Annotated in this window: 1 protein-coding gene; it reads left to right on the top strand. The window is 73.4% G+C overall.

Annotated features, from left to right (window positions below; all coding sequences use genetic code 11):
• Positions 1-23 precede the first annotated feature (23 nt).
• The gene (locus tag ABD366_RS27945) at positions 24-17,198 is read left to right on the top strand and encodes a type I polyketide synthase (protein WP_344442678.1); all 17,175 of its coding nucleotides are present in this window, start codon (positions 24-26) and stop codon (positions 17,196-17,198) included.
• Positions 17,199-17,238: the final 40 nt, after the last annotated feature.

Genomic DNA, 17,238 nt, shown 5'->3' with positions numbered 1-17,238 from the left:
GTACCCGTGCAGCCGTCGAGACGGTGGCCGCTCAGTTCGCCGACCGTCAGGGCCGCTGGCTGGAGGTCAGTCACGCTTTCCACTCGGCGCTCATGGACCCGATGCTGGCCGAATTCGCCACGGCCGCAAGCGAGTTGACGTACGGCACACCCCGCATCCCGATCGTCTCTACGCTCACGGGGGAGCCGGTCACCGACTTCACCGCGTCGTACTGGGTGGACCAGGTGCGTGGCACGGTGCGTTTCGCCGACGCGGTCGGCCATTGCAAGGCGCAGGGTGTCACCCGTTTCCTCGAACTCGGCCCGGACGCGAGCCTGACCGGCGCGATCGACGAGACGTACGACAGCGACGCCCTCACCGTTCCCGCTCTGCGTCGCAAGCAGCCCGAACCCACCACCGCCGTCACGGCGCTGGCCCACCTGTGGGCGTCGGGTGCGGACATCGACTGGGCGGCGTTCTACGCGCCGACCGGCGCCCGGACCACCGAACTGCCCACCTACGCATTCCAGCGCCGGCACTACTGGCTGGCGGACGACCAGCACGGAACCGAACGCGAGGCATCCACCCTGGACTCCTGGCGCTATGGCATCGAGTGGTTGCCGGGCGGGGTGGATGGCCGGGCGCGGTTGTCCGGGCGTTGGCTGGTGGTGTCCTCAGCAGGTCAGGAGGGCCGGGGCGACGCGGTTGAGCTGATCGGCGGGGCGCTTCGGGCGCGTGGCGCCGAAGTGGTTGAGCTGGTGGTGGGTGTCGATGTGGACCGGCGGGGGCTGGTCGCGCTGCTGGCCGAGCACGCCGGTGCCGCGTTCGGTGTGGTGTCGCTACTGGCTCTCGACGAGCGTCCGCACCCCGAGCATGCGGCGTTGAGTTCGGGTCTGGCGTTGAACGTGCTGCTCACGCAGGCGCTGGCCGACCGGGACGAGCGAGTGCCGGTGTGGCTGTGCACGCAGGGAGCGGTGGCGGCGGTCGACGGGGACCGTGTCGGACATCCGGTGCAGGGCGGCAGCTGGGGTCTTGGCCTGGTGGTCGGCTTGGAGCACCCGCAGTGGTGGGGTGGCCTGGTCGATCTGCCGGAGGTGTTGGCGGCGGGCGACGCGGAGTGCCTGGCCGGGATCTTCGCGGCGCAGAGTTCGGAGGACCAGCTGGCGATCCGGGACGGCGCGGTGCTGCTGCGCCGGCTGAAGCGTGAACCGTTGGCCGCCGCCCGGAGCGAGGTGCCGTGGCGGACGAGTGGTACGGCGTTGGTGACGGGCGGCACGGGCGGGCTGGGTGCGCAGGCGGCGCGTTGGCTGGTGGAGGCGGGCGCGGAGCGGCTGGTCCTGACGTCGCGCCGGGGCCCGGACGCGCCGGGCGCGACTGAACTGGCCGAGGACTTGCGTGCGTCGGGTGTCCAGGTGACCATCGCGGCCTGCGACGTGTCGGACCACGAGGCACTGGCCCGGCTCGTCGCGGAGGTGGAGGCGCAGGGCCCGCCCATCCGGAGCGTCGTCCACAGCGCCGGGATCGGAGGCCTCGCGCCGCTGGCGACAACGGATCTCGCCGAGTTCGAGGCGGGCGCCGAGGTGAAGCTGGCCGGGACGGCCAACCTCGACCGGATCTTCGACCACGACGGTCTGGACGCGTTCATCCTCTACTCCTCCGTCGCCGCGGTCTGGGGCGCGGGCGGCCACGGTGCCTACGCCGCCGGCAACGCCTACCTCGACTCGGTCACCCGCAGCCGGCGGGCCCGCGGTCTGACCGGGACCACGATCGCCTGGGGCCTGTGGTCCGCCGACGACAGCGGGGCCGGCCTGGGCGGTGACATCGACCGGGACTCCTCCAACTGGCGTGGCCTGCCGTTCATGACGCCGAGCACCGCGATGGCCGGACTGCGGCAGGCGATGGCCGACGACGAGGAGTTCCTCGCCATCGGCGACGTCGACTGGAACACCTTCACCCCCGCGTACACGGCTGCCCGCCCGCGCCCCCTGATCGAGGGCATACCGGAGGCGCGCACCGTCATCGAGGGCGGCCGGGAGGAGACACCGGGCGGCCCGCGTACGGAGGAGGAGAACCCGCTGCGCAAGCGGCTCGCCCCGCTCTCCGCCGAGGACCGCGAGACCGCACTGCGCGACCTCGTACGCACCCACGCGGCCACCGTCCTCGGCCACGCCACCCCCGACGCCGTCGACGACGGACGCCCCCTGCGCGACCTCGGCTTCGACTCGCTGCTCGCGGTGGCGCTGCGCGACTCCCTGACCACCGCCACCGGCCTGAAGCTCGCGACCACCCTCGTCTTCGACCACCCGAACGTGACCCGTCTCGCGCGGCACCTGTGCACGGCCCTCTTCGGCGAACAGTCCGACACGGGAGATGCGGGCGCCCACCTCGTCCCCGGGCGCGGCACGGACGACGAGGCCATCGCGATCGTCGGCATGAGCTGCCGGTTCCCCGGCGGGATCACCCGCCCCGAAGACCTGTGGCGGCTCGTCACGGCCGAGGGCGAGGTGCTCAGCGGCTTCCCCGACAACCGCGGCTGGGACCTCGACGGGCTCTTCAGCTCCGACCCCGAGGAGGAGGGGCGTTCGTACGTCCGCACCGGCGGATTCCTCCACGACGCGGGCGACTTCGACGCGGACTTCTTCGGGATCAGCCCGCGTGAGGCCCTCGCGATGGACCCGCAGCAGCGGCTGCTGCTCGAGACGTCGTGGGAGGCGATCGAGCATGGCCGGATCGACCCGCACAGCCTGCGCGGCAGCGCGGTCGGCGTGTTCATCGGGGTCGGCAACGGCGGTTACGGCAGCGCCCTGCGCCAGCCCCCGGAGGGCATGGAAGGCCATCTGCTGACCGGCACCGGGACCAGCATCGCCTCGGGCCGCATCTCGTACACCCTCGGTCTCGAAGGCCCGGCGCTCACCCTGGACACCGGCTGCTCCTCGGCACTGGTCGCCCTCGACCTCGCGTCCCGGGTGCTGCGTTCCGGTGAATGCTCGCTGGCTCTCGCGGGCGCCGCGTCCATCGGCTCCGCGCCGCTCGGCTTCATCGGGTTCAGCCGCCAGCGCGGCCTCGCCGAGGACGGCCGCTCCAAGGCCTTCTCCGACGACGCGGACGGCATGGGGATCTCGGAAGGCGTCGGTGTCTTCGTCCTGGAGCGGCTGTCGGACGCACGGCGCAACGGCCACCGCGTGCTCGCGGTCGTCCGCGGCTCCGCCGTCAACCAGGACGGCGCCTCCAACGGCCTCACCGCCCCCAACGGCCCTTCCCAGCAGCGCGTCATCCGCCAGGCTCTCGCCAACGCTGCTCTGACGCCCGCGGATGTGGACGTGGTGGAGGCGCACGGCACGGGCACCGCGCTCGGCGACCCGATCGAGGCGCAGGCCCTGCTCGCCACCTACGGTCAGGGCCGCCCGGCCGGCCGGCCCCTGTGGCTGGGTTCCGTGAAGTCCAACCTGGGGCACACCCAGGCGGCCGCCGGTGTCGCCGGCGTGATGAAGATGGCGCTGGCGATGCGGCACGGTGTGATGCCGAAGTCGCTGCACCTGGGCACGCCGACGTCGCATGTGGACTGGGCGGACGGTGCGGTGGAGTTGCTGGCGGAGGCGCGGGAGTGGCCGCGTGGGGAGCGGCCGCGGCGTGCGGGTGTGTCGGCGTTCGGCATCAGCGGTACGAATGTGCACCTGATCCTGGAGGAGGCTCCGCAGGAAGCGTTCGACGAGGCGGCCGACGAGCCGGAGGCTGCTGCTCCGGCTTCGGCGGCTCCGTGGCTCCTGTCGGGCCGCAACGCGGAAGCCCTGCGCGGCCAGGCGGCCGTACTCGGTTCGGAGGCGGACGCCGGGACGGATCCGGCATCGGTGGCGTGGTCGTTGGCGACGACGCGGGCGCGGCTGGAGCATCGGGCCGTGGTGACGGGTTCGTACGGTGCGGCCTTGGGTGCTCTCTCGAACGGTGAGCCGTCGGCACACGTGGTGTCCGGGACGGTGGCTCCGGTGAGCCGGCCGGTGTTCGTGTTCCCCGGTCAGGGGGCGCAGTGGACTGCGATGGGTGCTCAACTCCTGGACGAGTCAGCGGTGTTCGCGGGTGTGGTCGCGGAGTGTGAGGCGGCGATGGCGGGCCTGGTGGACTGGTCCGTCACGGATGTTCTACGGGGTGTCGATGGGGCGCCGTCGTTGGAGCGGGTCGATGTGGTGCAGCCCGCGTCGTTCGTGGTGATGGTGTCGCTGGCGGCGCTGTGGCGTTCGTACGGAATCGAGCCTGCCGCGGTGCTGGGCCACTCCCAGGGTGAGATCGCCGCCGCGTATGTCGCGGGGATTCTCACGCTGGAGGATGCGCTGCGGGTCGTCTGCCTGCGGAGCAAGGCGATCGCGGAGTTGGCGAGTGGTGCGGGCACGATGGCTTCCGTCGGGGCCGGTGTGGCCCGGGTGGAGGAGATCCTCGCTCCGTGGGGTGAGCGGGTCTCGGTCGCGGCGGTGAACGGTCCGTCCCAGGTGGTCATCTCCGGTGAGGTCGACGCGGTCGAGGAAGTGGTCGCCGGCTGCCAGGAGTTGGGGTTGCGGGCGCGGCGGATCGCCGTCGATTACGCCTCGCACTCGGCGTCGATGGAGGTGTTGCGGTCCGATCTGGCTCAGGCGCTGGAGGGGATCGCGCCCCGTAGCGGCGAGATCCCGCTGTTGTCGACGGTGACGGGTGAGTTCGTCGATGGCACGGTGATGGACGGTGGTTACTGGTTCACGAACCTGCGTTCCCGCGTCCGGTTCGCCGAGGCGGTCGGGAAGCTGGCGGCCGACGGGCACGGCGTCTTCGTCGAGGTCTCTTCGCACCCCGTGCTGACAGCCGCGGTCCAGGAGATCGCGGAGGAGACCGGAGAAGTGGCCGGGGACCGTGTCGTCACCGGTACTCTGCGCCGCGACGACGGCGGTCTGGACCGTTTCCACGCCGGCGTGGCCGAGTTGTGGGTGCGCGGTGTCGACGTCGACTGGACGGCCGCCTTCCCGGCCACGCGTCCGCCCACCGTCGACCTGCCCACCTACCCCTTCCAGCGTCAGCACTACTGGCTGGCCGACGAGACCGCGGCGGACACGGACGAGACGAGCAGCCCGGTCGACGCCGAGTTCTGGGCGGCCGTGGACGGAGGCGACCCGCGGGCGTTCGCCGACGAGCTGGGTGTCGACGAGGAGGCGCCGCTCGGGGCGGTGCTTCCGGCGCTCCATGAATGGCGGGCGCGCCGGGTCGAGGCATCCACGCTGGACTCGTGGCGTTACCGGGTCGAGTGGTTGCCGGGCGGGGTGGATGCCCGGGCCCGGTTGTCGGGGCGTTGGCTGCTGGTGCTTCCGGCCGGTCAGGGGGACCGGAGCGAGGTGGTCGCGTCGGTCGCTGAGGCGCTTCGGGCGCGTGGCGCCGAAGTGGCCGAGCTGGTGGTGGGTGTCGATGTGGACCGGCAGGGGCTGGTCGCGCTGCTGGCCGAGCAGGCCGGTGCTGCGTCCGGTGCGTCCGGTGCGTCCGGTGTGTCCGGTGTGGTGTCGCTGCTTGCGCTGGACGAGAGTGCGCACCCCGAGCATGCGGCGTTGAGTTCGGGTCTGGCGTTGAACGTGCTGCTCACGCAGGCGCTGGCGGACTGGGACGAGCGGGTGTCGGTGTGGCTGTGCACGCAGGGCGCGTTGGCGGCGGCGGCCGGGGACCGTGTCGGGCATCCGGTGCAGGGCGGCAGCTGGGGTCTTGGCCTGGTGTTCGGCCTTGAGTATCCGCAGTGGTGGGGTGGTCTGGTCGATCTGCCGGAGGTGTTGGCGGCGGGTGACGCGGACTGTCTGGCGGGGGTCTTCGCGGCGGAGGGCCCGGAGGATCAGCTGGCGATCCGTGCCGGTGGTGTGCTGCGGCGCCGGTTGAGACGTGATCCGCTGGCTGCCGCCCGGAGCGAGGTGCCGTGGCGGACGAGTGGTACGGCGTTGGTGACGGGCGGCACCGGTGGGTTGGGTGCGCAGGCGGCGCGTTGGCTGGTGGAGGCGGGCGCGGAGCGGCTGGTGCTGACGTCGCGCCGGGGCCCGGACGCGCCGGGCGCGACTGAACTGGCCGAAGAACTGCGTATGTCGGGTGTCCAGGTGACCGTCGCGGCCTGCGACGTGTCGGACTACGAGGCACTGTCCCGGCTCGTAGCGGAGGTGGAGGCGCAGGGCCCGCCCATCCGGAGCGTCGTCCACTGCGCGGGCGTGGGCCATCTCGCCTCGCTGGCCGGGACGAACCTGGCGGAGTTCGAAGCCGGTTCCGAGGTGAAGTTCGCCGGGACGGCCAACCTCGACCGGGTCTTCGACCATGACGGTCTGGACGCGTTCATCCTCTACTCCTCCGTCGCCGCGGTCTGGGGTGCGGGGGAGCACGGCTCCTATTCGGCCGGCAACGCCTACCTGGACTCGGTCACCCGCAGCCGGCGGGCCCGCGGTCTGACCGGGACCACGATCGCCTGGGGCCTGTGGTCCGCCGACGACGGCGGCATGGCCGACAAGGTCGACCAGGGTTCGCTCAACTGGCGTGGCCTGTCGTTCATGACGCCGAGCACCGCGATGGCCGGACTGCGGCAGGCGATGGCCGACGACGAGGAGTTCCTCGCCATCGGCGACGTCGACTGGAACACCTTCACCCCGGCGTTCACCGCCATGCGCGCACGCCCCCTGCTGGAGGACGTACCGGAGGTCCGCGCCTACCTGGAGCGCAACGCCGGTACCGACGACGACGCGACGGCCGCAGAGGAGAACTCCCTGCGGGAACGGCTGAGGCCGCTCGCCGCAGATGACCGCGAACGGGCACTGCGCGACCTCGTACGCACCCACGCGGCCACCGTCCTCGGCCACGCCACCCCCGACGCCATCGAGGACGAACGGCCCCTGCGTGACCTGGGCTTCGACTCGCTGCTCGCGGTGGAACTGCGCAACGCCCTGCGTACCGCCACCGGCTTGAAACTCGCCGCCACGCTCGTCTTCGACCACCCGAACGTGACCCGGCTCGTTCACCACCTCCAGGGAGCACTCTTCGGCGAGGGGTCCGCCGCCGAGCCGCAGCCCGCGCCCGTCGTCGTCCGCCGCACCGGGGACGACGACCCCATCGCGATCGTCGGCATGGGCTGCCGGTTCCCCGGCGGGATCACCGGGGCGGACGACCTGTGGCGGCTCGTCACGGCCGGGGACGAAGTGCTCAGCGGCTTCCCCGAGGACCGGGGCTGGAACCTGGACGCGCTGTACGACCCGGACCCGGACAACTCCGGTACCTCCTACGTCCGCACCGGCGGATTCCTCCACGACGCGGGCTACTTCGACCCCGCCTTCTTCGGGATCAGCCCGCGTGAGGCCCTCGCGATGGACCCGCAGCAGCGGCTGCTGCTCGAGACGTCGTGGGAGGCGATCGAGCACGGCCGGATCGACCCGCACAGCCTGCGCGGCAGCGCGGTCGGCGTCTTCATCGGTGTCGGCAACGGTGGCTACGGCAGCGCCCTGCGCCAGCCCCCGGAGGGCATGGAAGGCCATCTGCTGACCGGCACCGGGACCAGCATCGCCTCGGGCCGCATCTCGTACACCCTCGGTCTCGAAGGCCCGGCGGTCACCCTGGACACCGGCTGCTCCTCGGCGCTGGTCGCCCTCGACCTCGCGTCCGAGGCCCTGCGGTCCGGCAAGTGCTCGATGGCTCTCGCGGGCGCCGCCTCGGTCGCCTCGGTGCCGGAGGGCTTCATCGGGTTCAGCCGCCAGCGCGGCCTCGCCATGGACAGCCGGTGCAAGGCCTTCTCCGACGAGGCCGACGGGATGGGCCTGTCCGAGGGAGCGGGCGTCTTCGTCCTGGAGCGGCTGTCGGACGCACGGCGCAACGGCCACCAGGTACTGGCCGTCGTCCGCGGCATCGCCAGCAACCAGGACGGCGCCTCCAACGGCCTCACCGCCCCCAACGGCCCCTCCCAGCAGCGCGTCATCCGCCAGGCCCTCACCAACGCCGGTGTCACCGCGGCCGACGTGGACGTGGTGGAGGCCCACGGCACCGGCACCGCGCTCGGCGACCCCATCGAGGCGCAGGCACTCCTCGCCACCTACGGCCAGGACCGCCCCGCCGACCAGCCCCTGTGGCTGGGCTCCGTGAAGTCCAACCTCGGGCACACCCAGCTCGCGGCCGGTGTCGCCGGCCTGATGAAGATGGTCCTGGCGATGCGGCACGGTGTGATGCCGAAGTCGCTGCACCTGGGCACGCCGTCGTCGCACGTGGACTGGGCGGACGGTGCGGTGGAGTTGCTCGCGGAGGCGCGGGAGTGGCCGCGGGCTGACGCGGAGCGGCCGCGGCGTGCGGGTGTGTCGGCGTTCGGGATGAGTGGGACGAACGTCCACGTGATTTTGGAGGAGGCACCGGAACCGGAATCGGAGCCGGAGCCGGAGCCGGAGCCGGGTTTTGTGGCTGAGCCGGTCGCGGTGGAGGCGCCTTCTGCTGTGCCGTGGTTGGTGTCGGCGCGGAGTGCGGCGGGTTTGCGGGGGCAAGCGGCGGCACTGGCTGCGCTGGGCGACTGCGATCCGGTGGGCGTCGGCTGGTCGTTGGCGACGACGCGGGCGCGGCTGGAGCATCGGGCCGTGGTGACGGGTTCGTACGGTACGGCGCTGGGTGCGTTGTCGAACGGTGAGCCGTCGGCTCATGTCGTATCCGGGGTGGCTGGTCCGGTGGGTCGGCCGGTGTTCGTGTTCCCCGGTCAGGGGGCGCAGTGGACGGCGATGGGTGCTCAACTCCTGGATGAGTCAGCGGTGTTCGCGGGTGTGGTCGCCGAGTGTGAGGCGGCGATGGCGGGCCTGGTGGACTGGTCCGTCACGGATGTTGTACGGGGTGTCGATGGGGCGCCGTCGTTGGAGCGGGTCGATGTGGTGCAGCCCGCGTCGTTCGTGGTGATGGTGTCGCTGGCGGCGCTCTGGCGTTCGTACGGGATCGAGCCGGCCGCGGTGCTGGGCCACTCCCAGGGCGAGATCGCCGCCGCGTATGTCGCGGGGATTCTCACGCTGGAGGATGCGCTGCGGGTGGTCTGCCTGCGGAGCAAGGCGATTGCGGAGCTGGCGAGTGGTGCGGGCACGATGGCTTCCGTCGGTGCCGGTGTCGCCCGGGTGGAGGAGATCCTCGCCCCGTGGGGTGAGCGTGTGTCGGTCGCGGCGGTGAACGGCCCGTCCCAGGTGGTCGTCTCCGGTGAGGTCGACGCGGTCGAGGAAGTGGTCGTCGGCTGCCAGGAGTTGGGGTTGCGGGCGCGCCGGATCGCCGTCGATTACGCCTCGCACTCGGCGTCGATGGAGGTGTTGCGGTCCGATCTGGCTCAGGCGCTGGCGGGGATCGCGCCCCGTAGCGGCGAGATCCCACTGGTGTCGACGGTGACGGGTGAGTTCGTCGACGGCACGGTGATGGACGGCGGCTATTGGTTCACGAACCTGCGTTCCCGCGTCCGGTTCGCCGAGGCGGTCGAGAAGTTGGCCGCCGAGGGCCACGGCGTGTTCGTCGAGGTCTCTTCCCACCCGGTCCTCTCCGCCGCAGTAGAGGAGAGCGCCGACAACAGCGTCGTCACCGGTACTCTGCGCCGCGACGACGGTGGCCTGGACCGTTTCCATGCCGGTGCGGCCGAGTTGTGGGTGCGCGGCGTGGACGTCGACTGGACGGTCGCCTTCCCCGACCCGCGTCCGGCCACCGTCGACCTGCCCACCTACCCCTTCCAGCGTCAGCACTACTGGCTGGCCGACGAGACCGCGGCGGACACGGACGAGACGAGCAGCCCGGTCGACGCCGAGTTCTGGGCGGCCGTCGAGCGGGACGACGCGGACGCGCTCGCCCTCACCCTCGGGGTCGAGGACCCCGCCCCCCTCGCGTCACTGCTGCCCGCGCTCTCCGACTGGCGCCGCCGCCGCGGCCAGGACTCCGAGCTCCACTCCTGGCTCTACGACGTCGCGTGGCAGCCCCTGCCGTCCTTCACCGCACCCCGTGCCGACGGCTCCCGGTGGCTGATGCTCGTTCCGGCCGGCGGCAGCGAGTGGGCGGCACCCGTGCGGCAGGCACTCACCGCGACCGGCGCCGAGGTACGGGTGGCGGAGGTCGAGGAGACCGGCCGCGCGGAACTCGCCGCGCGACTGCGCGAAGCGGCGGAGGGCAGCACCGGCGTGCTGTCCCTGCTCGCGCCGGGCAGGCAGGCGGGCCTCGACACGGCGGTGCCGGTGGTGCAGGCACTCGGCGACGCCGGTGTCACGGCGCCGCTGTGGATCGCCACCCAGGGCGCGGTCACCGTAGGCCCCTTCGACCGGACCGTCGCACCGGACCAGGCCGAACTGTGGGGCGTCGGCCGGATCGCGGCCCTGGAGTACCCGCAGCGGTTCGGCGGCCTCGTGGACCTGCCGGGCCACCCGGACGGGCGCGCGGCCGAAGGGCTCGTACGGGCACTGACCGCGCCCGACGGCGAGGACCAGCTCGCCGTGCGGGCCGGCGGCACCTACGTACGCCGCCTGGTCCGCAAGCAGCCGGCCGGCTCGTCCTCCCCCGTACGGGAGTGGCGGCCCACCGGCACCGTGCTCGTCACCGGGGGCACCGGCGGCGTCGGTGCGGAGATCGCCGCGTGGCTGGCGCAGAACGGCGCCGAACACCTGCTGCTGACCAGCCGCCGGGGCGAACAGGCTCCGGGCGCCGATGAGTTGACGCAGCGGCTGACCGCGCTCGGTGCACGCGTGACCATCGCCGCATGCGATGTGGCCGACCGTGAGGCGCTGGCGGCCGTGCTCGCCGCCGTACCGGCCGGGCTGCCGCTGACCGGCGTCGTGCACGCGGCGGCCGTCCTCGACGACTGCCTGCTCGACGAGCTGACCCCGGAGCGGGCCGAGACGGTGCTGCGCCCCAAGGTGACCGCGGCGCACCACCTGCACGACCTCACCCGCGACGCCGGACTCGACGTCTTCGTGCTGCTGTCGTCGATGGCCGGCACCCTCGGCGGACTCGGCCAGGGCAGTTACGCGGCGGCCAACGCCCACCTCGACGCCCTCGCCCGGCTGCGGCGCGCCGAAGGACTGCCGGCCACCTCGCTGGCCTGGGGCGCCTGGGACCGTGTCGGGCTCGCCACCGGCGAGATGGCCGGGCGGATGCGCCGCAGCGGAGTGGCGCCGATGGCACCGGAGACGGCGCTCCGCGCGGTGCGCTACGCCCTCGACCACGACCTGACGTATCTCATGGTCGCCGACGTCGACTGGGCGGTGTTCGGTCCGGCCTGCACAGCGGGCCGCTCCGGGCGGGTCCTCGACCGGCTGCCCGAGGCGCGCCCCACCGAGGTGTCCCGGCCGGCGGTGGAGCAGGCCGGTGACGCGTTCGCCGGAACTCTCACGGGACGTACGCCCGCCGAACGCGAGCAGGCACTGTCGGCCATGATCCGTACCCAGGCGGCAGCGGTGCTCGGACTGGCCGGGCCCGAGGACATCGACCCCGACCGGGCCCTGCGCGACCTCGGCTTCGACTCGATCACGGCGGTCGAACTGCGCAACCGGCTCAACACCGTCACCGGTCTGCGGCTGCCGGTCACCGTGGTCTTCGACCACGCGGCGGCCGCCCCGCTGGCCCGGCATCTGGCCGCCCAGCTCTTCGGTGAGGACGGACCCGCCGCCGCCGTCGTCGCCGAAGCCACCCCGGTGGCCACGGCGGACAACGGCTCCCGGAGCGACCCCGTCGTGATCGTCGCCATGAGCTGCCGCCTCCCGGGCGGGATCGACACCCCCGAGCAGTTCTGGGAGCTGCTGTCGGCGGGCGGCGACGCGGTCGCGGAGTTCCCCGCCGACCGCGGCTGGGACCTGGAGGGCCACTACGACCCGGACCCGGACCGGCCGGGCACCTACTACACGCGGGCCGGCGGATTCCTGCACGACGTGGGCGACTTCGACCCGGTGTTCTTCGGGATCTCCCCGCGTGTGGCGCCCGCCATCGACCCGCAGCACCGGCTGCTCCTGGAAACCTCCTGGGAAGCCTTCGAACGGGCCGGGATCGACCCGGCGACCCTGAAGGGCACCCCGGTCGGCGTGTTCGTCGGCTCCAACTACAACGACTACGGGCACCGGCTCCTCGGCTCGCCGAGCGAGTACGAGGGACAGCTCGCCACCGGCAGCGCGGCCAGTGTCACCTCGGGCCGGGTTGCGTACACCTTCGGCCTCGAAGGGCCCGCCGTCACCGTCGACACCGCCTGCTCGTCCTCACTGGTCGCCCTGCATCTGGCCGCGCAGTCCGTGTACTCCGGTGAGAGCGTGATGGCGCTCGCGGGCGGTGTCACCGTCATGTCCACCCTGGACACCTACATCGAGTTCAGCAGGCAGGGAGCCCTCTCGCCCGACGGGCGCTGCAAGGCGTTCTCCGCCGCGGCCGACGGAGCCGGCTGGTCCGAGGGCGTCGGCATGCTCCTGGTGGAGCGGCTGTCGCACGCGCGGCGCCACGGGCACCCGGTGCTCGCGGTGCTGCGGGGCAGCGCGGTCAACCAGGACGGCGCCTCCAACGGACTCACCGCCCCCAACGGGCTGGCCCAGCAACGGGTGATCCGGCAGGCGCTGGCCAACTCGGGCCTGCGCACCGCCGACGTGGAACTGATGGAGGCGCACGGCACCGGCACCGCCCTGGGCGACCCCATCGAGGCGGACGCCCTGCTCGCGACGTACGGACAGGACCGGCCGGCGGACCGGCCGCTCTGGCTGGGCTCGGTGAAGTCCAACATCGGTCACACCCAGGCGGCCTCCGGCGTGGCCGGGGTCATCAAGACCGTCCTGGCCATGCGGCACCGCACCATGCCGAGCACACTCCTGCACAGCCCCGAGCCCACCCCGCACGTCGACTGGTCGTCGGGCGCGGTGCGGCTGCTGACCGAGCCGCGGGCCTGGCCGGAGACCGAAGAGCCCCGCCGGGCCGCGGTGTCGTCGTTCGGCGTGAGCGGCACGAACGTCCACATGATCATCGAGCAGGCGCCGGCGGCCGCGGCGACGGACGCCGCCGACGACACGCACGACACGCATGACACGCACGACACGCACGACACGGACGCGGACACGGGCGCGGAGACGGTGCCCGGCTCCTTGCCGCTGCCGTGGACGCTGTCGGCCCGCAGCGCCGCCGCGCTGACCGCGCAGGCGGAGAACCTGCTCCGCGCGCTCGACGAGAGCCCCGGCCCCGACGCGGCGGCGATCGGCCGTACGCTCGCGGCACGGTCCCGCTTCGAGCACCGCCTGGTGTCCTGGGGCAGCGACCGCGACGCCCTGCGCGAGCAGCTGACCGCCTGGCTGGAGGGCCGCGTCGCGGCACCGTCGGCGGCCGGCACCGCGAGCGGTGGCCGCACCGCCTTCCTGTTCTCCGGGCAGGGCGCCCAGCGGCTCGGCATGGGCCGTGAGCTCCACCGGACGTTCCCGGTGTACGCCGACGCCTTCGACGAGGTCTGCGCCCATGTGGACCTGGAGCTGGCGCGGCCGCTGCGCGACGTCGTGTTCGCCCCGGAGGGCAGCACGGACGCCGGCCTGCTCGACCGTACGGAGTACACCCAGCCCGCGCTGTTCGCGGTCGAGGTCGCGCTGTTCCGCCTCGTCACCTCATGGGGCGTCACGCCCGACTACCTGATCGGGCACTCCATCGGAGAACTGGCCGCCGCCCACCTGGCCGGAGTCTTCACGCTGCCCGACGCGTGCCGTCTGGTGGTGGCCCGCGGCCGGCTGATGGGCGAGCTGCCCGCCGGCGGCGCGATGGCGGCCCTCGCGGTCGCCGAGGAGGACGTCCTGCCCCTGCTGGCCGGCCTGGAGGACCGGGTCGGCGTGGCCGCGGTCAACGGTCCGCACGCCACCGTGGTCTCCGGTGACAGCGGCGACGTCGACCGGATCGCCGCCCACTTCGCCCAACTCGGTGAAAAGACTAGGCGTTTGCGGGTCAGCCATGCGTTTCACTCACCGCATATGGACGCGATGCTGGACCGCTTCGCCGAGATCGTCCGGGACATACCGATGTCGCCGCCGACGATCCCCCTGGTGTCGGACGTCACCGGCGAGACCGCCACGGCCGAGGAACTGTGCACGCCCGCGTACTGGGTGGCCCAGCTGCGCGGCACCGTCCGGTTCGCCGACGGCGTCCGCTTCCTCACCGATGCCGGAGTGACCCGGTTCCTGGAGCTCGGCCCCGACGCCGTACTGGCCGCGATGGCCGCGGACTGCCGCACCCAGGACGCCCCCGGCGTGGTCGTGCCCGCACTGCGGCGCGGCCGGGACGAGACCGGAGCGCTGCTCGGGGCGCTCGCCCAGATGTACGTCCACGGCGGCACCGTCGACTGGACGGCCTGGCCGGCCTTCCGGCCGGACACCGGGCGTGCCGAACTGCCCACCTACCCCTTCCAGCGGCAGCGCTACTGGCTGGACGCACCGGCCGACGGCGATGTGCGGGAAGCCGGACTCGACTCGGCGGGACATCCGCTGCTCGGTGCCGCCGTGCAGCTCGCCGACGGTGCCGGCGCCCTGTTCACCGGGCTGCTCTCGCGCCGCCGCCACCCGTGGCTCGCCGACCATGTCATCGCGGGCCGGACGGTGCTGCCCGGCACGGCGTTCCTCGAACTCGCCGTCCGGGCCGCTGACCAGGCCGGCTGCGGCGCGGTCGGGGAACTGACCCTGCGCGAACCCCTGGAGCTCCCCGACAGCGGAGCGGTACAGGTACAGGTGCGGGTGGGCGCCGCCGACGAGGACGCGGTCCGTTCGCTGGACGTGTACTCGCGGCCCGCCGGAGAACCCGACGACACTCCCTGGCGGACGCACGCCACCGGCACCCTGCTGCCGCGGGCGTCCGACGCCGAAGCCCTCTCCGAGGCCCCCTCCGCATGGCCCCCCGCCGACGCCGAACCGGTCGTCCTCGACGACCTCTACCAGCGGCTCGCCGAATCCGGCAGCGACTACGGACCGGTGTTCCAGGGGCTGCGCGCCGCCTGGCGGCGAGGACCGGAGATCTTCGCGGAGGTGTCCCTGCCCGACGGCACGGACACCACCGGCTACGGTCTCCACCCGGCGCTGCTCGACGCCGCGTTGCAAGCGGTGTCCGTAGGCACGCTCGGCGACGAGGGCCGCAGCCTGATGCCCTTCGCCTGGCGGCACGTCGCCCTGCACGGCACGGGCGCGACGACGCTGCGGATCCGCCTCGAGGACGTCGCCGCGAGCGCCGTGTCCGTACAGGCCTGGGACCCGGCCGGTGCCCCGGTGCTGTCCGCGGAGTCCCTCGCGTTCCGGCCCGTCGACGGCGCCGGACCGCGCGACCCGCGCACCGACCTGCTGCTGCGTACACAATGGACGCCGCTCCTGGCCGTCGAGCGTTCCCCGGACCACAGCTGGGCGCTCGTCGGATCCGACGCCTCGCCCGCCCTGGCGGCGGCCCTCACCGCGGCCGTCCCGCTCGACACCTACCCGAGCCTGGCGGACCTGGCCGCGACGGTCGCCGCGGGCGGGCCCGCGCCGGACCGGGTCCTCGTCGCCGCGCCGTCCTTCGGGGGCGACCCGGCGAGCGCCGCCCGCGCGGCGGCCCACTGGGCGCTCGGCCTGGTGCAGTCCTGGGTCGCCGACGGGCGGCTCACCACGTCCCGGCTGGTGTTCGTGACCCGCGGCGCACTCGCCGTCGACGCCGACACGGAGCTGACCGACCTGTCCGGTGCCACGGTCCACGGCCTGGTCCGGGCGGCCACCACCGAACACCCGGGACGCTTCGCGCTGCTCGACGTCGAGGACCGCACCGCGGTGGACGACGAGCTCCCCGCCGCCGCGCTGTCGGCGGCGCTCGCCGGAGACGAACCGCAGACGGTACTGCGCGACGGCGTCGCGCGAGCCGCCCGGCTGACCCGGGTCGGCCCGCCGGCACAGCCCGCGAAGGACCCCGTCTGGGACCCCGCCGGAACCACGCTGATCACCGGCGCGACCGGCACGCTCGGCCGGCTGGTCGCCCGGCACCTCGTCACCGCGCACAACGTGCGGCGGCTGCTGCTGGTCAGCCGCAGCGGGCTCGCCGCGGACGGCGCCGTGGACCTGCGCGACGAACTCACCGCGCTGGGCGCCGAGGTGACCGTGGCCGCCTGCGACACGGCGGACCGCGCGGCGCTCGGCCGGCTCCTCGACACCGTCCCCGAGCGGCATCCGCTGACCGCCGTCGTGCACGCCGCGGGTGTGGTCGACGACGGGGTGGTCACCGGCCTGACCCCGGAACGGATCGACGGCGTCCTCGCGGCCAAGGTCGACGCCGCCCTCAACCTGCACGAACTGACCGCGTCCCACCCGCTCAACGCCTTCGTGCTGTTCTCCTCGGTGGCCTCGACGTTCGGCGGAGCCGGACAGGGGGCGTACGCCGCCGGGAACGCCTTCCTCGACGCCCTCGCCGGTCACCGCCGGGCCCGGGGACTGCCCGGACTCTCCCTGTGCTGGGGACCGTGGGCCGAACGCAGCGCGATGACGGGCAAGCTCGGCGCCGCGGACCACGCGCGGTTCGCCCGGGCCGGCATCGCCTCGCTGTCCTCGGCCGAGGGACTGAGCCTGCTCGACGCCGCCCGCGGCCTCGACGAGGCGGTCCTCGTGCCGGTACGCCTGTCGCTCGCCCCGCTCGGCGACAGCGACCAGGTGCTGCCGCTGCTGCGCGGGCTCGTCCGGCCCAAGGCCCGGCCGGCCGCCGCGCAGGCCGCGCGGACCGTACGGGCCGACGCCGCCACCGGAGCGGACCGCTTCGCGGGCCTCGCCGGGGCCGCGCGCGGGCGGGCCCTGCTGGACCTGGTCCGCGACGAGGCGGCCCTGGTGCTCGCGTACTCGGCCGCCGAAGACGTCGACGTGGAGCGGGGGTTCCTGGAGATGGGCTTCGACTCCCTCAGCGCCGTCGAACTGCGCAACCGGCTCTCCCAGGCGACCGGGCTCGCCCTGCCCGCGACTCTCCTCTTCGACTACCCGACACCGGCCGGGCTCGCCGCGCACCTCGACGAGGTCTTCCCCTCGGACAGCGAACGGCTCCTCGACCCGATCCTCCAGGAACTGGAGAAGCTGGCCGCCGACCTGCCCGCCACCAGCGCCGACGACGTCCTGCGCGACCGGGTCGGAAACCGGCTGCGGGAACTCCTGGCGAAGGTGACCGGGCCGGCCGACGCCCCGCCCGCGGCGCCGGACCCGGTGCTCGACGACCTCGAGACAGCCTCCGACGACGACATCTTCCGGTTCCTCGACGGACTGGACACGTGAGCGGCGGACGGAGAAGCAGGACGTGCATCACGCCAGGTGG

The organism is Streptomyces kunmingensis, assembly GCF_039533535.1.
Taxonomy (GTDB): domain Bacteria; phylum Actinomycetota; class Actinomycetes; order Streptomycetales; family Streptomycetaceae; genus Streptomyces; species Streptomyces kunmingensis.
Note: the sequence above shows the minus strand (reverse complement) of the source record. Positions and strands in the feature narration are given on the sequence as shown.